Raw genomic sequence first — 19,821 nt, forward strand, 5'->3', positions numbered from 1 at the left:
CGACGGCCGCACACAGGGCCCGCCAAAACCGCCCGCCGCAACGACCACCGAAACGGTCCGCCGCAACGGCGATGAAACGGTCAACCGGCAACCCGCCGGGGCGGCCACCGAAACGAACGGCCGAGAGCCCGCCGGGGCGCCGCCGAAACGGTCGGCCGGCGGCCCGTCGGAACGGTGTCAGCGCTTGGCGACGAAGACGTGGGAGGCGATGTCGGAGGTCAGTTCGGCGGCCTCGCCGCTGCTGCCGACCAGGACGCCGGCCGGGGACTCCGTCACGCTCACCACGGCGCCCGGCTGCACTCCCGCTCGGCGGAGCGTGTACATCAGCTGGGCGTCCGCCTGGATCGGCTCGCCGATCCGGCGCACCACGGCCGTCTTGCCGTCCGCCCCGGCGTCCAGGTCCATCAGGCTCACCATGCCGGCGTCCAGGAACGGGTCGGCCTCGGCCTTCTCGCCCAGCTCCTCCAGGCCCGGGATGGGGTTGCCGTACGGCGACTCCGTCGGATGCCGCAGCAGCTCCACGACGCGGCGCTCGACCGCCTCGCTCATCACGTGCTCCCAGCGGCACGCCTCGGCGTGCACCTGCTCCCATTCGAGCCCGATGACGTCGACGAGCAGACACTCGGCGAGGCGGTGCTTGCGCATCACCCGCGTCGCCAGCCGCCGGCCCTCCTCCGTCAGCTCCAGGTGGCGGTCGCCGGCGACCGTCAGCAGCCCGTCGCGCTCCATGCGGGCGACCGTCTGGCTCACCGTCGGGCCGCTCTGTTCGAGCCGCTCCGCGATGCGGGCGCGCATGGGCACCACACCTTCCTCCTCCAGTTCGAGGATGGTGCGGAGATACATCTCCGTGGTGTCGATCAGTCCGGACATGCGTGCCCCTCGATGTGTGGTGCGGTGGCCCTGGACTCAATTCTGACGCATCCCACTGACATCGGTGCCTCCTCGTCCGCCCACCGGACCCTCACGGTGGTATGGCGCGGCCGTATTGACAGGGCACTGGTCCAGACCGCAACGTGATCCGCGCCACTGATCACAAGTGGCCGGGACGGGCATGGCCGGGACCGGGCGCGAACGGGACGGGCGCGAACGGGACGGGCGCGAACAGGACGGGCGCGAACGGGACGGCGTAAAGGCGAGGGGGAACGCGGGGTGGGTCCGAGCGGTGCCAGGTGGCCCCGTCCACAGGCCGCACCCGACAGCACAGACCGACACAGGCCGACACAGACCAGACCAAGCCAGACCGGCACGTCCCAGCACGGCACGACACAGCAGCCCCCGCACGCACAACGCAACGCAACGCACCACCGGATCGACAACACGAGAACACACACCAGACCCCCAGGAGAGGGAGGGCCCGCGGCAATGGCTGACAGCGACCGCAGTGACCGGCTGGCCGGGACGTACTTCGACGCCGCGATCGATCTGCTGCGGCAGGTCCGTGACGAGGAGGGCGAGCGGATCACCGCGGCCGGGCGGCTGATCGCGGACACCGTAGTGGCGGGCGGGCGGGTCTTCTCCTTCGGCGCCGGGCACTCCTCGCTGCCCGCGCAGGACACGGTCTACCGCGCCGGCGGCCTGGCGATCATGAATCTGCTCTCCGTCCCCGGGGTCGTCGGCGTGGACGTACGGCCGGCGACGCTCGGCAGCGCCCTGGAGCGCGTCGACGGGCTGGCGGCGGCCGTATTGGACACCAGCCCGCTGAAGGCCGGTGACGTGCTGGTGATCATCTCGCTCTCGGGGCGCAACGCGCTCCCCGTGGAGATGGCGATGAACGCCCGGGCCCTCGGCATCAAGGTCATCGGCGTGACGTCGGTGGCGTACGCGGAGGCCACCAAGTCCCGGCACGCGTCGGGCGGCTTCCTCAAGGACCACTGCGACCTCGTCCTGGACAGCCGGATCCCGGTCGGCGACGCGGAGCTGACGCTGCCGGGCATCGACGCGCCGTTCGCTCCGGCCTCGACGGTCGTCACCAGCGCGATCATGCAGGCCGTGGTGGCGACCGCGGCGGGCACGCTCGCCGAGCGGGGCATCGACCCGCCGTTGTTGCGCTCCGGCAACGTCGACGGCGGGCACGACTGGAACGCCCGGGTGATGGGCGACTACGCGGACCGGATCTTCTACCGGAGCTGAACCGGTCCGGGTTCCGGCACCGGGCCGGGTTCCGGCACCGGGCCGGGTTCCGGCACCGGGCCGGTCGGCAGGAACCGCGACCCGGGCCGGTCGGCAGGACCCGCGCCCGGGGCCCGTCGGCAGGCCCGCGGCCCGCCCCCGTCAGCAGGACGACGCGCCCGCGAGGTCCAATGCCGCGGCGATCCGGGCCGCGACCTCCTCCGCGTACTCGGCGTCCGCGCGGTCGAAGGGGCGGCGCGCGGGCGACCGCAGGAACGTCAGCACACCGAGCGTGCGGCCGCGGCTGCGCAGCACCACGCACAGGCCGTGCACGGCCCCGTCCGGCCAGTGGCGGGCCGCCGCCCAGCTCTCGGGCGCGGCGGCACCGGCGCTCGTACGGACCGAACCGCGCCGCGCGTACGCCTGGAGCGCCGGGTGGCCCGGTACGTAGGGCACGGGGATGCCGGTCGCGGTGAGCGCCACACAGGGTCCCGGGGAACCGGCCGGGGAGGCCAGCGTCCGCACCAGACCGCACGGCGCCCCGGCCCGCTCCCCCACGGGCTCCGCGCCCTCGTCGCCCAAGCCCGCTCGCCCGGCCGCGCGCCCCCCGTCACCGCTCTCGCACGCGCCGCCGGTCCCGCCACTGCCCTCGGTCCTGCAGGCGTCGTCGGTCCCGTCCGCGGGGTCGGTCCCGTGCGCGCCATCCAACCCGTACGCGTCGTCGATCTCGTACGTGTCGTCCGCGGTGACCGTCCCGTACGGGGCCGGGGCGGCCCGGTGGTTCGCGGCGAGGTCGACCAGGCCGTGGTCGGCGAAGCCCGCCAGGGCGAAGTCGAGGTGGACCGCGGCGGCCTCGGACGGGTCCGGGCACTCCGCGGCCGCCCGGCCGGCGCGGTGCAGCTGATGGGCCCGGAAGCGCAGCAGGGAGCCGTCCTGCTCGGCGCGTTTGGCGTCGGTGACGTCCTGGAAGAGCCAGGCGACGCCGAGCGGCACCGGCTCCTCCGCCAGCGGGGAGGCCAGCCGGACGAAACCGCTGCGCCAGCAACGGCGTGGATGCTCGGCGTCCTCGGAGCGCAGGGTGACCCAGAATTCGGCGACGGCCGGCGGGGCGCCCTCGCCCAGGACGTGCTGCAGGGCGCACTCCAGCTCCTCGACGCCCTGGTCCAGCAGTTCACCCAGTGGCCGGCCCAGCAGGGCGGTCCGGCCCACGCCCAGGGCGCGGGCGGCGTGAGCGTTGACGACCGCGGGCCGCAGATCGGCGTCGACCAGCACCACGCCCCACGACGCGTCCTCGAAGAGCGCCTCGCTGAGCGCGATGGAACGCTCCAGGTCGATCTGGGTGTGCACCTCGCTGAAGGCGCAGTACGCGCCCGCGACCCGGCCGTCCGGGCCGCGCACCGCCGAGCACTGGGTGCGGACCAGCACCCGGTGGCCGTCCTTGGTCAGCAGGGCGAACTCGTGCACCTGGCGGCCCGGGGAGCGCATCGCGGCCGTGAGGACGGTCTCGATGCCCTCGGCGTCCTCCTTGCGGACCGCCCAGCCGGCCAGGCCCGTACGGCCGACGGCCTCGGCGGTGGTCCAGCCCAGGATGCGCTCGGCCTCGTGGTTCCAGTGGGTGACCGTGCGGTCGGCGGTGAAGGCGACCAGGGCGGCGTCCATACCGTCCAGGAGGGCGGCGAGGAGTCCGGAGTCGTCGGACTCCTCGGCGGCGCGGCGCGGCGGGACCGACGCACCGGACGAAAGACCGGAAGAAGCCGACGAAGCAGTCACTGGCACCCCTCACGAACCCGGCTGCACGTGCCTCACCTGGGCACATTGAACTGGAACGTGACCTGCAACACACCCGTTTCCCGGAAATCGTTGTTTCCCGAAAAAAATCCGTTGTGCGGGGCGGGCCGGCTTCCTAGTGTGTGGAGCACACGAGAAGGGAGGTGGTTCGGCAGATGATTTCGCACCGGACGCGTGAGGTGGCTGCGGGCTAGCGGCCCGACGCTTCACCGAAGTGCAGCGCCGGACCAGCGCATACTGCAGATGCGCAGCCGGCCAATCCCAAGCAGTCACCCGACCCGCGGGCTGCCGGTTCGTCCGACCGGCCCTCTGCGCCACCGAGCGCGGAGGAACCAGCCCGCGGGTCGTCTGCGTTCCGCCCGGCCCCGGGCGACGGCCACCGGCCCCGGGCGACAGCCACCGGCCCCGACGGAAAGCCGCCGGGCCCGCGTCGGAAGCCGCACGCCAAGGACGGCGTCAGGGCGCCAGGCGCTCCACCCGCCAGGTGATCTCGGCGGCCCCGCTCCCCGTCCCGGCGTCGGCCGCCTTCTCGCGTACGTAGCGCAGCCGGTCGTGCAGCCGGTTGTGCCGGCCCTGCCAGAACTCGACCGTTTCGGCCGCGACCCGGTAGCCGCCCCAGTGCGGCGGCGCGGGCACCTGCTCGCCCTCGGGGTAGCGGGCCGCCAATTCCTCGTAGGCCTGCTCCAGTTCGGTGCGCGAGGCGACCGGGGCGGACTGGTCGCTGGCCCAGGCGCCCAGCTGGGAGCCGTGCGGGCGGGTGCGGAAGTAGGCGGCGGTCTCGTCGCGGCCGATGCGCTCGGCGGTGCCCGTCACCACGACCTGGCGGGCGAGGGGGTGCCAGGGGAACAGCAGCGAAACATAGGGGTTCTCGGCCAGTTCGCGGCCTTTGCGGCTGCGGTAGTTCGTGAAGAAGACGAAGCCGCGGTCGTCGAAGCCCTTGAGGAGCACGGTCCGTGAGCTCGGCCGGCCGGCGGCGTCCGCGGTCGAGACGACCATGGCGTTGGGCTCGTGCAGACGGGCCACGGTCGCGTCCGTGAACCAGCGCGCGAATTGGTCGTACGGGCTGGCGGCGAGGTCGGACTCGGCGAGTCCCTCGGCGCGGTAGTGCGCCCGCATGGAGGAGGGATCGGGGATCTCGTGATGCGCGTCGGCTGGGTGCACGGCCTCATCTTGCAACATCACCCGCGACCCGGTCAGCTGGGAGGGGCGGAAGTCTGCCCCTCGTCGACCAGCCGTAACCCTCCCGTCGGCAAATCGACCAGTGTGCCGGATCTCACGCTTCCCCGCAGGTGGGGGACCCGCCAAAATCATGGCCCGGACCACTGTGGCCCCCGGACAGGGGGAGCTATCGTGTTCCGTCCGGACTGACGGGACGCAATCACACCTGACGGGACGCACCGCACCTCCGTACCGCACGACACCGCGTCCGCCGGCCCGCGGCCCGACCCACCGCGGGCAGCACCTCGCGTGACCCGAGCCCTGGCGGGGCATCACCCGGGTGACCGGAACGGACCGCGAGCTGCCCGGCGCAGCCGCGTAACCGCTCCGGCACCGCACCAGAACCGACCGCACGGCAGCCGGTCACGGACCGTATGCCGACCCCATTTTGAGGAGCCGCCTGATGTCCGACTTCGTACCCGGACTCGAGGGAGTTGTCGCGTTCGAGACGGAGATCGCCGAACCGGATAAGGAAGGCGGCGCGCTCCGTTACCGCGGGGTCGACATCGAGGACCTCGTCGGACACGTGTCGTTCGAGAACGTCTGGGGGCTGCTGGTCGACGGGGCGTTCAGCCCCGGGCTGCCGCCCGCCGAGCCGTTCCCGATCCCGGTGCACTCCGGCGACATCCGGGTGGACGTGCAGTCCGCGCTGGCGATGCTCGCGCCCGTATGGGGCCTGAAACCGCTGCTGGACATCGACGAGGCGACCGCCCGCGACAACCTCGCCCGCGCGGCGGTCATGGCGCTGTCGTACGTCGCCCAGTCGGCGCGCGGGCAGGGCCTGCCGATGGTGCCGCAGAAGGAGATCGACAAGGCCGAGACGGTCGTGGAGCGCTTCATGAAGCGCTGGCGCGGCGAGCCCGACCCCAAGCACGTCAAGGCCGTCGACGCGTACTGGACCTCGGCCGCCGAGCACGGCATGAACGCCTCCACGTTCACCGCCCGGGTCATCGCCTCGACCGGCGCGGACGTCGCGGCCGCGCTGTCCGGGGCGGTCGGCGCGATGTCCGGCCCGCTGCACGGCGGCGCCCCGTCCCGCGTCCTCGGCATGATCGAGGAGATCGAGCGGACCGGTGACGCGGGGGCCTACGTCCGGCAGGCGCTGGACAAGGGCGAGCGGCTGATGGGCTTCGGCCACCGCGTCTACCGCGCGGAGGACCCGCGGGCGCGGGTTCTGCGGCGCACCGCGAAGGAACTGGCCGCGCCGCGCTTCGAGGTCGCCGAGGCCCTGGAGAAGGCGGCACTGGAGGAGCTCCACAACCGCCGTCCGGACCGGGTGCTGGCCACCAACGTGGAGTTCTGGGCCGCCATCGTCCTCGACTTCGCCGAGGTCCCGGCGCACATGTTCACGTCGATGTTCACCTGCGCCCGTACGGCGGGGTGGAGCGCGCACATCCTGGAACAGAAGCGGACGGGCCGACTGGTCCGGCCGTCGGCCCGATACGTGGGGCCTGGTGCGCGGAGCCCGCGCGAGATCGTCGGCTTCGAGGGCCTCGCGGGGCGTTAGAGCCCCACGTACCTGGCTGTCCCGCCGCGGGTCGTCTCGCCGTTGCGCTTTGCGGCGCCTCCCACGTACCTGTCTGCGGCGCCGCGGGTGTTGTTCGCCGTTGCGCCTGCGGCGGGCTGGGTGGGTGTCGGGTGCGGTGACGGACCTCCGGGGCCGGTTGTGTGGACTGCTGACGCTTTACGTCCACACAACCGGCCCCTCCGGCCCGCCCCCTCCCGTGAGAGGGAAAGAAAACGATGGTGGGGGTGCACGTGACGTCCACGTGCGCGCGGCCAACAGACCAGGCCCGCCCCCAACCAGCTAAGAAACTCCCACTCACGGGAGGGGCTGGACCGGAGGACGGAGTCTGGAGGGCCGGCACCGCACCCAAAACACAAACGCCCGCCGCCAGGCGCAACGGCGAACAAGCCCCGCGGCGGGACGGCCAAGTACGTGGGAATCACCCCTGCAAACGCAGGAGGTCGTCGATGATCTTGGACCACTGTTCCACCACCCGCTCACGGCGTGCCGAATCGTCCGTCAGGAGGTTCGCGAGGCCCAGGCCGCGGGCCATGTCGAGCAGGCCCTGCACCGTTTCGCGGACGCCGGGGACCGACTCGTCCGCGTCGAGCAGGGCCACCGCCGTACGGTGGGCCTCCCGGCCGACGCGTGCCTCCAGGGCGGTGACCCGCTCGCGGAGTTGCTCCTCGTCGGAGGCGGCCACCCACAGGTGCAGCGCCGCCCGGAACAGCGGTCCCGTGTAGAGGCCGACGAGTTCCTCGACGATGATCCAGGTACGGGCGATCGACCCGGCCGGCGGCAGGTTGTGCGCCACCGCCTTCAGGGCGCCCTGCCGCTTCTCCGCGACGTGCTCGACGGCCGCGGTGAAGAGGTCCTCGCGGGTGCGGAAGTGGTGCTGGGCGGCGCCCCGGGAGACGCCCGCGCGCTCGGCGACCACGGACACCGTGCTGCCGCTCCAGCCGCGCTCGGCGAGGCAGGAGATCGCGGCCTCCAGCAGCTTGCGGCGGGTGGCGCGGCTGCGCTCCTGCTGCGGCTCCTTGCCGGCGGGGGGCCGGACACCCGTCCGCGGCCGGCCCTCGGTTCGCGGCTCGTTGCCCGTTCGGCCGCCGTGGGACGGGGTCAGCGCGCCCATGCCGGGGCCCGTCGCTCCAGGAAGGCGGTCATGCCCTCGCGGGCCTCGGCGGAGCCGAAGAGCCGCGCGGACTCCTCCGCCAGCGCGTCCGTGTCGCGGTCGAAGGCGGCCAGCACCTCCGCGGTGACCAGCCTCTTCGAGGCCGCGAGCCCCTGGGGGGAGCCCTTGCGCAGCCCGTCCAGTACGGGGGCCAGACCGGCGTCGACGTCGTCGGCCGCGAACGTGACCAGTCCGATCCGGGCGGCCTCCGCCGGGCCGAACTTCTCGCCCGTCAGGTAGTAGCGGCCCGCGGCCCGCGCGTCGATGCGGGGCAGCAGCGGCAGTGAGATGACGGCCGGGGCGAGCCCGAGCCGGGCCTCGGTGAAGGCGAAGGTGGCCGCCGGGCCCGCCACCGCGATGTCGCACGCGCCGAGCAGCCCGAGGCCGCCGGCGCGGACGTGGCCGGTGACCCGGGCGACGACGGGCCGCGGCAGGGCCACGATCGCGCGCAGCAGCCGGGCGAGCTCCAGCGGCCCGTCCTTCGCCGTGCCCGACGTGGCCTCGGACAGGTCCGCGCCGGCGCAGAACGTCGTGCCGGTGTGGGTCAGTACGACCGCCCGGGTGCCGTCGTCGGCCGCGGCATCCGCGAGGGCCCGGTGCAGTGCGGCCACCAGCCGGGTGGAGAGCGCGTTGCGGTTGTGCGGCGAGTCCAGCGTGAGGGTGGTGATGCCGCGCTCGTGGGAGCGCGTCACCAGCGGTGTCACGGGTGCGTCGGTCATCGGGCGGTCGAACTCCTTTCCCTGGCGGGTGCGTTGACGCCGCAGGATGAGGATCTTTGCGGGACTGTGGGGTGGGGCGGGTGTCGCTTCCGCCCCGCCCCCACAGGATCATCGCTCAGTACGACTTGGGCAGCCCCAGGGTCTGGTGCGAGACGAAGTTGAGGATCATCTCGCGGCTGACCGGTGCGATCCGGGCGACCCGGGCGGCGGTGACCAGGGAGGCCAGGCCGTACTCCGCGGTGAGGCCGTTGCCGCCGAGGGTGTGCACGGCCTGGTCGACGGCCCTCACACAGGCCTCCCCCGCCGCGTACTTGGCCATGTTCGCGGCCTCGCCGGCGGCCGGATCGTCACCGGCGTCGTAGAGGTGCGCGGCCTTCTGCATCATCAGCCGGGCCAGTTCGAGTTCGATGTGGGCCTGGGCGAGCGGGTGAGCGACGGCCTGGTGGGCGCCGATCGGTTCCTTCCACACCTGGCGGGTGCGGGCGTAGTCGACGGCCCGGTCGAGGGCGTAGCGGCCCATGCCGAGGGCGAACGCGGCGGTCATGATGCGTTCGGGGTTGAGCCCGGCGAACAGCTGGAGCAGTCCGGCGTCCTCTCCCCCACTGCCGAACGCGTGGGAGGGGCCCCCACCCACCAGGGCGTCGGCGGGCAGCCGCACGTCGTCCAGGGTCAGTTCGAACTGCTTCTCCGCGGCGGCCAGTTCCATCCGGATGTGGCTGCGGCCGAAGCCCGGGGTGTCGCGCGGGACGATGAACAGGCAGGGCTTGAGGCGGCCGGTGCGCGCGTCCTCCGTGCGGCCGACGACGAGGGTGGCGTCGGCGATGTCCACGCCGGAGATGAACACCTTGCGGCCGTTGAGTATCCAGTCCCCGCCGTCCTTGCGGGCGGTGGTGGTGATCCGGTGCGAGTTGGAGCCCGCGTCGGGCTCGGTGATGCCGAACGCCATGGTGCGGGAGCCGTCGGCCAGACCCGGCAGCCAGGCCCGCTTCTGCTCCTCGGTGCCGAAGCGGGCGATCACCGTGCCGCAGATCGCGGGCGAGACCACCATCATCAGGAGCGGGCAGCCGGCTGCCCCCAACTCCTCCAGGACGATGGAGAGTTCACCGATGCCGCCGCCCCCGCCGCCGTACTCCTCCGGGAGGTTCACGCCGAGGTAACCGAGCTTGGCCGCCTCGGCCCACAGCTCCTCGGGGTGGCCGCCGGCGCCGACGACGCGGGTCAGGTACGCGCGGCCGTACCGCTTGCCGAGGGCCGCGACGGCGGCGCGCAGGGCCTGGTGCTCTTCGGTCTCGAGGACGGTGCTCATGCGGGCGTTCCCTCCTGTACGACGTCGGCGGTGTCCGCGACGTCCACGACGGCCAGCAGCGCGCCGACCTCGACCTGACGGCCGACGGCGGCGTGCAGGGCGGTGAGCGTTCCGGCGGCGGGAGACGTGATGCGGTGCTCCATCTTCATGGCCTCCAGCCAGATCAGGGGCTGCCCGGCGGTGACGGCGGCGCCCTCGGCGAGCCCTTCGGCGACGCGGACGACGGTGCCGGGCATGGGTGCGAGCAGGGAGCCGGGGGCGCGCTGCTCGCTGGGGTCGGTGAACCGGGGCAGGGCGGTGAGGGCGACGTCGTTGACGTACACCCGGTCGCCGTACGCGGCGACGCGGAACGTCCGTCGCACCCCGCCCACTTCGAGCACGACGCGGGAAGGTGAGGCGTGCACGACACGGACGCCGTCGGCTTCGAGCCCGTCGCGGGTGTGCCGGTAGCGGACCTCGTGCTCGATGCCGTACGGCTCGGAGCGGTAGCGCTTGGACCGGGGCTGCGAGGGGACGTTGCGGAATCCGCCGAAGCGGTGTCCCCGCGCGCCGGCCAGTGCGGCGGCGAGCGGCGCGTACGGGTCCTCGTCGGGGGCGGTCAGCTCGGCGAGGTGCCGGTCGTAGAAGCCGGTGTCCATGCGCCCGCCGGTGAACTCGGGGTGCCGCAGGGACCGTACGAGCAGGTCGCGGTTGGTGACCGGGCCGTGCACCGCGGCCCGTTCCAGCGCTCCGGCGAGCGCGCGGACGGCGGCGGCGCGGGTGGGCGCGTGCGCGACGACCTTGGCGAGCATGGCGTCGTAGTGCACGCCGATGGTGTCGCCGTCGGTGTATCCGGTGTCGAGTCGGACGGAGTCCGGGACGGCGAGCCGGTGCACGGTGCCGGTCTGCGGGGCGAAGGAGGCGGCCGGGTCCTCGGCGTACAGGCGGGCCTCGACGGCGTGTCCGCGCGGCGCCGGCGGCGAGGCGGTAAGGGCCTCGCCCTCGGCGATCCGCAGCTGCCACGCGACGAGGTCGAGCCCGAACACGGCTTCCGTCACGGGGTGCTCGACCTGGAGGCGGGTGTTCATCTCCAGGAAGTGGGCGGTGCCGTCCGCGACGAGGAACTCGACGGTACCTGCGCCGACGTACGACACCGCGCGCACCGCCCGCTCCGCCAACTCGTGGAGTTGCGCGGTGAGTTCGTCGGTGAGTCCCGGCGCCGGCGCCTCCTCGATCACCTTCTGGTGGCGGCGCTGCAGCGAGCAGTCGCGCGTGCCGAGCACCCACACGGTGCCGTGCGTGTCGGCGAGCACCTGCACCTCGACATGCCGCCCGCCCTCGACGTACGGCTCGACGAACACCTCACCGTCACCGAAGGCGGACCGCGCCTCGGCCCGCGCCGCCGCCAACTCGCCTTCCAAATCCGCCAGTTCACGGACGATCCGCATGCCACGCCCGCCCCCGCCCGCGGCGGCCTTCACCAGCACGGGCAGATCGTCCGGCCCGACCTCCGTCAGCAGCGCGATGCCCATCAGCTCCTTGGCGCGCGTCTTGGACGCCATCGCCTCGATCGCCTCCGGCGGTGGACCGACCCAGACCAGTCCCGCGTCCATGACGGCGCGCGCGAAGCCGGGGTTCTCGGACAGGAACCCGTACCCCGGGTGCACGGCGTCGGCGCCCGCGTCCAGCGCGGCCTTCACCACGAGGTCGGCCCGCAGGTACGTCTCGGCGGGGGTGGCCCCCGGCAGCCGCACGGCGAGGTCCGCCTCCCGTACGTGCAGGGCGTCCGCGTCCGGGTCCGAGTGCACGGCGACCGTGCGGATGCCCAGGTCACGGCAGGTGCGGAAGACACGGCAGGCGATCTCGCCGCGGTTGGCGACGAGCACACTGGAGATCATCTCTCCCCCTACATCCGGAAGACGCCGAAGCCGCCGCGGGCGCCCTCGTACGGTGCGGTGTGGATCGCGGACAGGCAGATGCCGAGCACGGTGCGGGTGTCGCGCGGATCGATGACGCCGTCGTCATAGAGCCGCCCGGACAGGAACATCGGCAGCGACTCGGCCTCGATCTGCTGCTCGACCATGGCGCGCAGCGCGGCGTCGGCCTCCTCGTCGTACGCCTGCCCCCGCGCGGCGGCGGACTGCCGCGCGACGATCGAGAGGACGCCGGCGAGCTGCTGGGGGCCCATGACGGCGGACTTGGCGCTGGGCCAGGCGAACAGGAAGCGGGGGTCGAAGGCGCGGCCGCACATGCCGTAGTGCCCCGCTCCGTACGAGGACCCCATCAGCACGGACAGATGCGGCACCCGCGAGTTGGAGACCGCGTTGATCATCATCGCGCCGTGCTTGATGATGCCGCCCTGCTCGTACTCCTTGCCGACCATGTAGCCGGTGGTGTTGTGCAGGAAGAGCAGCGGGATGTCGCGCTGGTTCGCCAACTGGATGAACTGGGCCGCCTTCTGGGACTCCTCGCTGAAGAGGACCCCCTGGGCGTTGGCGAGGATGCCGACGGGGTAGCCGTGCAGCGCCGCCCACCCGGTGACCAGACTGCTCCCGTACAGCGGCTTGAACTCGTCGAAGTCGGAGCCGTCGACGATGCGGGCGATGACCTCGCGCGGGTCGAAGGGCACCTTCAGGTCGTCGGACACGATGCCGAGCAGCTCGTCCGGGTCGTACCTGGGTGGCTCGGCGGGCTGCGGATCGCCGTACGCCTTGCGGTGGTTGAGGCGCGCGACGACCCGCCGGGCCTGCCGGATGGCGTCCTCCTCGTCGACGGCGAAGTGGTCGGCGAGCCCGGACGTACGGGCGTGCATCCCGGCGCCGCCGAGGGACTCGTCGTCGCTCTCCTCACCGGTGGCCATCTTCACCAGCGGCGGCCCGCCCAGGAAGACCTTGGCCTTCTCCTTCACCATGATCACGTGGTCGGACATGCCGGGGATGTACGCGCCGCCGGCCGTGGAGTTGCCGAAGACGACGGCGACGGTGGGGATCCCGGCGGCGGAGAGCCGGGTGAGGTCGCGGAAGATGCCGCCGCCCGGGATGAAGATCTCCTTCTGGGACGGCAGGTCGGCACCGCCGGACTCGACGAGCGAGATACAGGGCAGCCGGTTGGCGGACGCGATCTCGTTCGCCCGCAGGGCCTTCTTCAGCGACCACGGGTTGCTGGCGCCGCCGCGCACGGTCGGGTCGTTGGCGGTGATCAGGCACTCGACGCCCTCGACGACGCCGATGCCGGTGACGAGCGAGGCGCCCACTGTGTACGCGGGGGAGTCGCTGCCCCAGGCGGCGAGCGGCGACAGCTCCAGGAACGGGGTGTCGGGGTCGAGCAGCAGCTCGATGCGTTCGCGGGCGAGCAGTTTGCCGCGCTTGCGGTGCCGCGCGACGTACTTCTCGCCGCCGCCCGCGAGCGCCTTGGCGTGTTCCGCCTCGACCTCGGCCAGCTTGGCGAGCATCGCCGCCCGCCGCTCGGCGTAGCCGGGGCCGGCGGTGTCGAGCGCGGTTCCCAGTACGGTCACAACAGCTCCTCGGGTATGTCCAGGTGCCGGGCGCGCAGCCACTCCCCCAGGGCCTTGGCCTGCGGGTCGAACCGGGCCTGCGCCGCGGCGCCCTCGCCGAGCAGCCCGTCGACGGTGAAGTTGAGGGCCCGCAGCCCCGGCAGGACATGGCGGGCGACGGGCAGTTCGGCCGTCTCGGGCAGGAGGTGGCGGAAGCGGTCGACGGTCAGGGTGTGCGCGAGCCAGCGCCAGGCGGCGTCGGTACGGGCCCAGACGCCGACGTTCGCCGCACCGCCCTTGTCGCCGCTGCGGGCCCCGGCGACCAGGCCGAGCGGCGCCCGCCGGGTGGCGGTGACCGGCAGCGGCGCGGGCAGCGGCGGTTCGGGCACCGGGACCAGCGCGGCCGACTCGGTGACCGGCGGGATCGCCACCCGCTCCCCGTCCGGCAGGACGGCCACCTGCCGCACCTCCGCCCGGGGAACCGCCGCCGCCTCGAACACCCCGTAGGGGGCGCCCTTGCCGGGCGGCGCGGTCAGCTGGAAACCGGGGTAACTGGCCAGCGCCAGCTCGACCGCGGCGCCGCTGACCACCCGCCCGACCGCCTCCTGGTCGGCGTCCCGCACCACCAGCCGCAGCAGCGCGCCGGCCTCCTCCTGGACGTCGGCGTCGGCCCGGTCCGTACGGGCCAGCGTCCAGCGCACCTCGGCCGGCCGCCGGCCCGCCGCGTCGAAGGCCGCGGCCATCTGCGTCCGCACCAGCTCCGCCTTGGCCTCGATGTCCAGCCCGGTCAGCACGAAGGTGACCTCGTTGCGCCAGCCGCCGAGCCGGGTCAGCCCCACCTTGAGGTCCGGCGGCGGCGCCTCCCCGCGCACCCCGTCGATCCGCACCCGGTCCGGGCCGACCTGGGTGAGCCGCACGGTGTCCAGCCGGGTGGTGACGTCCGGCCCCGGGTAGCGCGCACCGGCCGTCTCGTACAGCAGCTGGGCGGTGACCGTCCCGGTGTCCACCACCCCGCCGGTCCCCGGATGCTTGGTGATCACCGCGGAGCCGTCCGCGGCGATCTCCGCGAGCGGGAAACCGGGCCGTCGCACGTCATGCCCCGCGAAGAACGAGTAGTTGCCGCCGGTCGCCTGCGCCCCGCACTCCAGTACGTGCCCGGCCGCCACCGCCCCCGCCAGCCGGTCCAGGTCCGTCGACGCCCAGCCGAAGTGCGCGGCGGCGGCCCCGCTGACCAGCGCGGCGTCCGCGACCCGCCCGGTGACCACCACCTCGGCCCCGGCCCGCAGACAGGCCGCGATCCCCTCACCGCCGAGGTAGGCGTTGGCGGTGAGCACCCCGTCGCCCCAGCCTCGCCCCAGCAGATCGTCGCCCTCCACATGCGCCACCCGCACCGGCACCCCGACCTTCGCCGCCAACTCCCGTACGGCGTCCGCGAGTCCGGCCGGATGGAGCCCACCGGCGTTGGTGACGATCCGCACGCCCCGCTCGACGGCGAGCCCGAGGGACGCCTCCAGCTGCCGCAGGAAGGTCCGGGCGTAGCCGCGCGAGGGATCCTTCTGCCGGTCCCGGCCGAGGATCAGCATGGTGAGCTCGGCGAGGTAGTCGCCGGTCAGGACGTCCAGCGGCCCGCCGGTCAGCATCTCCTCGAACGCGCTGAACCGGTCGCCGTAGAAGCCGGAGGCGTTGCCTATCCGCAGCGGCCCGCCCCCGCTCACGCGGTGGCTCCCCCGGCCCGGGGCGCGCGCCCCTTCCCCGGCGGGCCGGCGAACGCCTGCGCGATCCCCAGCCAGCGCTCCGCCTCCGCCCCCTCGGCACGCACCGACGGCAGGTCGTCGCGGTGCGCCCGCTGGGTCACCAGCAGGCAGAACTCCAGCGCGTCCGCGGTCACCCGCTGCCCGGCCCCGGCCGGCCCGTACGCCCAGACCGCCCCGCCCGGCGCCCGCAGCTCGACCCGGAACTCCTCGGCGGGCGGCGTGAGTTGACGGGCGGCGTAGGAGAAGTCCCGGGCGCGTACGCCGATCCGGGCGACATGCCGCAGCCGCACGGTGGGCAGCCGGGTGACGCCCAGCGCATCGGCGACGTCCTGCCCGTGCGCCCAGGTCTCCATCAGCCGTCCGGTCGCCATCGACGGGGCGCTCATCGGCGGCCCGAACCACGGCAGCTTCTCCCCCGCCGGCCGCTCGGCCAGCACCCGGAGCAGCTGCTCACGGCCGGCCCGCCAGTCCGCGAGCAGCTCCGCCGGCGGCACCGCGGCACCCGCCTCGGCGGCCTCGTCGACGAAGGTCAGCGGCGAGGCGAGCGCCTCCCGCGCGGCCCGCACGAAACCCTCCGGGTCGGTCGCCGACCGCAGCGCCTGCCGGTCCGTCCAGGCCAGATGCGCGATCTGATGCGCGACCGTCCACCCCTCGGCGGGCGTCGCCTCCGCCCACCGCCCGGCCGGCAACCCGGCCACCAGCGCGTCCAGCTCCTCGCTCTCGACCTTGAGGTCCGCCAGAAGATCCGCCAAGACGGCACCGGGGTCACGATCGGACACGGGGCACTCCCCTCGTCGGCCCCAACTGGCATGCCAGCGAGGCGTGTTGGCTCAGGCGACGGCGACTGGACGACTGCGCGGTCCGAGGGTGCCAGCGCGGGGAGAAACAATCAAGCATGCGTGAATGATTTTTGGCCGCGCGGGCGGGAGCAGGGCGGGGCGGTGCCCACGGTCCGCACCCCGGACCGACAAGCCGGCCGGCGTTCCGGCCGCCCGCTACCGCCCCGCGGACCGCACCGCCCCCACACTCGCGAGGACCACCAGCCCGATCGCGACGATCTCCGGCCACCCCAGCGCCTGGCCCAGCACCAGGAACCCGGCGGTGGCCGCGGCGGCCGGTTCCAGGCTCATCATGACCGCGAAACCCGAGGCCGGAAGCGTGCGCAGGGCGAGCAGCTCCAGCGTGTACGGCAGCACCGACGACATCAGCGCCACCGCGGCCCCCAGCCCCAGCGTGACCGGGTCGATCAGTGCGGCACCCGCGCTGACGACACCGAGCGGCAGACTGAGCAGTGCCGCCACGGTCATCGCCAGCGCCAGCCCGTCCGCCTGCGGGAAACGCCGTCCCGTACGGGCGGAGAGCAGGATGTACGCGGCCCAGAGCCCGCCGGCGGCCAGCGCGCACCCCGCGCCGACCAGGTTCAGCCCGTCGAACCCCGCACGCCCCAGCAGCGCCACCCCGCCGAACGCCAGCGCCGCCCACAACAGACTGAGCAGCCGCCGCGAGGTGGCCACCGAGAGGATCAGCGGCCCGAGGAACTCCAGCGTGACCGCCGCCCCCAGCGGAATCCGGTCGATCGCCTGATAGAAGAGCGAGTTCATCCCCGCCAGGGCCACCCCGAAGGCGAGCACCGTCCCCCAGTCACCCCGCGAGTAGCCCCGCACCCTGGGACGGCAGGCGATCAGCAGCACCAACGAGGCGACGACCAGCCGCAGCGTGACGACCCCGAGCGCCCCGGCCCGCGGGAAGAGCAGCACCGCCACCGACGACCCGAACTGCAGCGACACGATGCCGCCGATCACCAGCGCCACCGACCCGATCCGCCCGCGCGCCCCGGCGGCACCGGCACCCGCGGCCCCGGCCTCCGCCGTCAGCACCTCGGGCGAGGCCGGCACGGGCCGCGGAACCGCAGCCTCCCCGGAGCCCATCGCGGAAGCACCCATCACGGACGTGACGGGTGTGACGGATGTGCCCTCACCGGGCGCGGCAGTAGTCGAGTGGTCGTACGGGGTGGCGGATACACGTCCCTCAGGACCGTCGGCAAAAGCATGCACATCCCCACGCTAAGGCCCGCCCATCCGGTCCGTGAAATGCTCTTCTTCCTCTTGTTATGCTCCGCGCGCATGAGCATCGAGCTGCGTCACTTCCGCTGCTTTCTCGCCATCGCGGACACCCTGAGCATCACCCGCGCCGCCGAGCGCCTGCACCTCACCCAGCCGGCCGTCTCCCGCACACTCCGCCAGCTCGAACAGGAACTGGGCCTCCTGCTCGTCGACCGCTCCACCCACCACCTCGCCCTCACCCCCGACGGCGCCTCCTTCCGCGACCAGGCGGCCATCGCCGTCACCGCCTTCGACCGCGCCCTGCGCCTCGGCCGGCACACCGCCTGGCCCCTCCGCCTGGGCCACGCCTGGTCCGCCGCCGGTACGGGCACCACCGCCCTGCTCCGCCGCTGGCGCCAGGTCCACCCCGACACCCCCCTCGAACTCCTCCGCATCGACGACCGCACGGCCGGCCTCACCCGCGGCGACGTGGACGCGGCCCTGCTCCGCGGCGAGGTCCACACCCCCGGCCTGCTCACCGCCCAGCTGACCACCGAACCCCGCGTCGCCGGCCTCCCCGCCGACGACCCGCTGGCCCGGCGCCCCGCACTCTCCCTCGCCGACCTCGCCACCCGCACCATCGCCCTCAACACCGTCTCCGGCACCACCACCCTCGACCTGTGGCCCGCCGCGGCCCGCCCCACCTCCACCCTCCCCATCGCCAACCAGGACGACTGGTTCGCCGCCGTCACCGCCGGCCGCGCCGTGGGCGTCACCACCACCGCCACCGCCGACATGTACCCCCACCCGGCCATCGCCTACGTCCCGCTCCCCGACGCCCCACCCGTCCCCGTCCTCCTCGCCTGGCGCGACGCCCCCGGCCACCCCCGCATCCCGGACCTCATCCAGCTCGCGCGGGAGGTGATGGGGAAGCCTGACGAGGGAGGCACGGGGGCGTGAGACGGGACCGGGGAGACTCAGGCCCGGAACTCGCCCCGCTTGACGGCCGCGACGAACGCCGACCAGCCGTCCGCAGGGAAGAACAGCGCCGGACCCTGCGGGGCCTTGCTGTCGCGTACGGGGACGAGACCGGGGTGGCCGTCGGCGACCTCGATGCACGCGGCTCCCTCGCCGTTGCTGTAGCTGGACTTACGCCAGCCGGCTATGCCAGATGCGTCAGGAATCTTCTTCTTCATCTTCGTACTCTCTTAGGTAGCGGCGGACCAGGTCGAGAGATGCGCTCTCCGGCAATGCCATGGAGCGAGCGATGTCGAAGCGCTGGGTGAGCTGGAGAACGCGCCGCGGCGACTCTACCGACTCGCCCGTGGCGAAGCTTTCGGCATATCCGGTCGTCGTGCCGTTGGGAAGGGTGAGCAGGGTCAGGCTCCCCGCCAGCAGCGGATGCTCACCCTGCAGGAACGGCAGGACCTGAATCGACAGGTGCGGCGACCGAGCCATCGCCAGTACGTGGCGAAGCTGCCCGAGCATGCACGAGGCACCCCCTACCGGGCGTCGCAGTGCGGATTCATCCATGATCGCCCAATAGAAGGGCGGCTCTTCCTTGTCGAATACGCGCTTGCGGCGCATGCGGATGGCGACGCGTTCGCCCACTCCTTCTTCGGACTCGCCCGGGAGCGAGGTCCGGATCAAGGCATGGGCGTAATCATCGGTTTGCAGCAGCCCCGGAATCAGGCTGCTCTCGAATACCTGGATACGAGCCGCCTTGGCCTCCCCGAGAACCACCGCCCGCCCATAGTCCGGAATCGACGCATCCTGCGCCAGCGACAGCAACTCGGCAAAGAGTCCGGCCGTCGCGAAATGCGTGTCCAGATCCTCGGCGAGCGCCTCGGAGGGAAGCTGTTCCCCACGCTCGACCCGGCTGATGTACGTATGCGGATAGCCGACCTTGTCGGCGAGGCCCCGCTGGGAGAGGTCCGCGGCCTCCCGCAGGTGACGTAGGCGCCGTCCCAGCACCGTACGCGGAGTGGGCCTGCCGTCGTCCTCGTTGTTCAGCTCCATTGCACGAACACACCTTCAACTTGCTGTCCACTGGGGGACTTTGGTGACACGCACAGCGTGCACCGAGCGTGCTCGATCGGCAATGCTGAGTAACGAAAACCCCCGCGGTCGCGGCAACGACCCGGGGGCACGGTCATCAATCCTGTGGAGGTCGACGACGTGTATCACGCTACCGCGAAGCTGTTCGGTCCACTGGAGGCAGTGGCATGAGCGAGCGATCCGCGGGCCCGGCGCGGCTGTTGCCGTGGACGAGTCCGAACGGGAATCCCTGCTACCTCGTCGGTGACGGCACCGGATTCGTGTCCCGCTTGGCCGACGACGTCGAGAGCGTCCAGTTGGGCATGGCGGACGACATCCTCGATTACGCCGGGGAGATGCTCGCCGACCGTACGACCAGTGCGCAGGAAGTGCGTTTCCTCGCCCGTGGGTTGGCCGATGCCCTGCGGGATGTCCGGCGGATCGCGGACAGCCGTGAAGAACGGCCGGCCGCCGGGTCGGCCCCCGCAACCGGGCGCCCCGTCAGTCCGAGCTGAACTTCTTCACCACGGCCCAGATCACGACGATGACACCGATGGCCAGGATCAGCCATTCCCACCAGTCGAAGACGCCGTCGCCGCCGCCTCCGTAGGTGCCGGTGTGGTGGTAGTGGTGGGAATGGTGGGATCCACGGGCCAGTAGCTCGTAGGCGAGGTCCCCCGTAATCGGCTTCATGGGGC

General features: G+C 73.0%; 18 protein-coding genes. 4 read left to right on the top strand and 14 right to left on the bottom strand.

The features are described 5' to 3' along the window. Positions 1-177 precede the first annotated feature (177 nt). A complete protein-coding gene (locus V2J85_RS18190) occupies positions 178-870 on the bottom strand; it encodes an iron-dependent transcriptional repressor DtxR (protein WP_030415691.1) in 693 nt (230 codons plus the stop codon). 492 nt (positions 871-1,362) lie between these two features. Here V2J85_RS18190 and V2J85_RS18195 point away from each other — a divergent pair, with 492 nt between their 5' ends. Continuing rightward, a complete protein-coding gene (locus V2J85_RS18195) occupies positions 1,363-2,130 on the top strand; it encodes an SIS domain-containing protein (RefSeq protein WP_261956153.1) in 768 nt (255 codons plus the stop codon). Between the two features lie 141 nt (positions 2,131-2,271). Here V2J85_RS18195 and V2J85_RS18200 read toward each other — a convergent pair whose 3' ends face one another. Both V2J85_RS18200 and pdxH read right to left on the bottom strand, forming a co-directional pair. Next, entirely contained in the window at positions 2,272-3,879 is a 1,608-nt protein-coding gene (locus V2J85_RS18200; protein ID WP_410011285.1) for a PAS domain-containing protein, read from the bottom strand. A 474-nt stretch (positions 3,880-4,353) separates the two neighbouring features. Beyond that, positions 4,354-5,076 carry a pyridoxamine 5'-phosphate oxidase gene (gene pdxH / locus V2J85_RS18205; RefSeq protein WP_419836800.1) on the bottom strand — a complete coding sequence of 241 codons (723 nt, stop codon included), beginning with the start codon at positions 5,074-5,076 and terminating at the stop codon, positions 4,354-4,356. 442 nt (positions 5,077-5,518) lie between these two features. Between pdxH and V2J85_RS18210 the strand changes: the two genes are divergently transcribed. Beyond that, positions 5,519-6,622, top strand: a complete 1,104-nt coding sequence (locus V2J85_RS18210) for a citrate synthase 2 (protein ID WP_261956155.1) — start codon at positions 5,519-5,521, stop codon at positions 6,620-6,622. 439 nt (positions 6,623-7,061) lie between these two features. Here the strand turns inward: V2J85_RS18210 and V2J85_RS18215 are convergent, their stop codons facing one another. From V2J85_RS18215 to V2J85_RS18250, 8 genes are all read right to left on the bottom strand, one after another. Beyond that, positions 7,062-7,754: a TetR/AcrR family transcriptional regulator gene (locus tag V2J85_RS18215; protein WP_330822187.1), complete on the bottom strand. Its 693-nt coding sequence runs from the start codon at positions 7,752-7,754 to the stop codon at positions 7,062-7,064. Beyond that, positions 7,742-8,512 (bottom strand): enoyl-CoA hydratase family protein, encoded by a 771-nt coding sequence (locus V2J85_RS18220; RefSeq protein WP_261956157.1) that lies wholly within the window; start codon positions 8,510-8,512, stop codon positions 7,742-7,744. The genes V2J85_RS18215 and V2J85_RS18220 overlap by 13 nt, the downstream gene beginning before the upstream one ends. Positions 8,513-8,627: 115 nt before the next feature. After that, positions 8,628-9,818: an acyl-CoA dehydrogenase family protein gene (locus V2J85_RS18225; RefSeq protein WP_330822188.1), complete on the bottom strand. Its 1,191-nt coding sequence runs from the start codon at positions 9,816-9,818 to the stop codon at positions 8,628-8,630. Continuing rightward, the gene (locus V2J85_RS18230; protein WP_330822190.1) at positions 9,815-11,695 is read right to left on the bottom strand and encodes an acetyl/propionyl/methylcrotonyl-CoA carboxylase subunit alpha; all 1,881 of its coding nucleotides are present in this window, start codon (positions 11,693-11,695) and stop codon (positions 9,815-9,817) included. Before V2J85_RS18230 ends, V2J85_RS18225 begins: the two co-directional genes overlap by 4 nt. Positions 11,696-11,703: 8 nt before the next feature. After that, entirely contained in the window at positions 11,704-13,311 is a 1,608-nt protein-coding gene (locus V2J85_RS18235) for an acyl-CoA carboxylase subunit beta (RefSeq protein WP_330822191.1), read from the bottom strand. Further along, entirely contained in the window at positions 13,308-15,005 is a 1,698-nt protein-coding gene (locus V2J85_RS18240) for an acyclic terpene utilization AtuA family protein (protein ID WP_330822193.1), read from the bottom strand. Before V2J85_RS18240 ends, V2J85_RS18235 begins: the two co-directional genes overlap by 4 nt. Continuing rightward, positions 15,002-15,823, bottom strand: coding sequence for a TIGR03084 family metal-binding protein (locus V2J85_RS18245; RefSeq protein ID WP_330822195.1), 822 nt, complete (start codon positions 15,821-15,823; stop codon positions 15,002-15,004). Before V2J85_RS18245 ends, V2J85_RS18240 begins: the two co-directional genes overlap by 4 nt. A 216-nt stretch (positions 15,824-16,039) precedes the next feature. After that, the gene (locus V2J85_RS18250) at positions 16,040-16,972 is read right to left on the bottom strand and encodes an EamA family transporter (protein ID WP_410011286.1); all 933 of its coding nucleotides are present in this window, start codon (positions 16,970-16,972) and stop codon (positions 16,040-16,042) included. 195 nt (positions 16,973-17,167) lie between these two features. Here V2J85_RS18250 and V2J85_RS18255 point away from each other — a divergent pair, with 195 nt between their 5' ends. Next, the gene (locus tag V2J85_RS18255; protein ID WP_261956164.1) at positions 17,168-18,046 is read left to right on the top strand and encodes a LysR family transcriptional regulator; all 879 of its coding nucleotides are present in this window, start codon (positions 17,168-17,170) and stop codon (positions 18,044-18,046) included. Between the two features lie 17 nt (positions 18,047-18,063). Here the strand turns inward: V2J85_RS18255 and V2J85_RS18260 are convergent, their stop codons facing one another. Together V2J85_RS18260 and V2J85_RS18265 are read right to left on the bottom strand one after the other, a co-directional pair. Further along, a complete protein-coding gene (locus V2J85_RS18260; protein WP_330822197.1) occupies positions 18,064-18,282 on the bottom strand; it encodes a DUF397 domain-containing protein in 219 nt (72 codons plus the stop codon). Further along, a complete protein-coding gene (locus V2J85_RS18265; RefSeq protein WP_261956166.1) occupies positions 18,263-19,105 on the bottom strand; it encodes a helix-turn-helix domain-containing protein in 843 nt (280 codons plus the stop codon). The genes V2J85_RS18260 and V2J85_RS18265 overlap by 20 nt, the downstream gene beginning before the upstream one ends. A gap of 206 nt (positions 19,106-19,311) precedes the next feature. Here V2J85_RS18265 and V2J85_RS18270 point away from each other — a divergent pair, with 206 nt between their 5' ends. Beyond that, on the top strand, positions 19,312-19,638 hold the full coding sequence (locus tag V2J85_RS18270) for a hypothetical protein (protein WP_330822199.1): 327 nt from the start codon (positions 19,312-19,314) through the stop codon (positions 19,636-19,638). On the opposite strand, the gene V2J85_RS18275 is transcribed toward V2J85_RS18270, so the two are convergent. Continuing rightward, positions 19,625-19,816, bottom strand: a complete 192-nt coding sequence (locus tag V2J85_RS18275; protein ID WP_265361496.1) for a hypothetical protein — start codon at positions 19,814-19,816, stop codon at positions 19,625-19,627. The genes V2J85_RS18270 and V2J85_RS18275 overlap by 14 nt on opposite strands. Positions 19,817-19,821 lie beyond the last annotated feature (5 nt).

The organism is Streptomyces bugieae (assembly GCF_036352915.1).
GTDB classification, from domain to species: Bacteria; Actinomycetota; Actinomycetes; order Streptomycetales; family Streptomycetaceae; genus Streptomyces; species Streptomyces endophytica.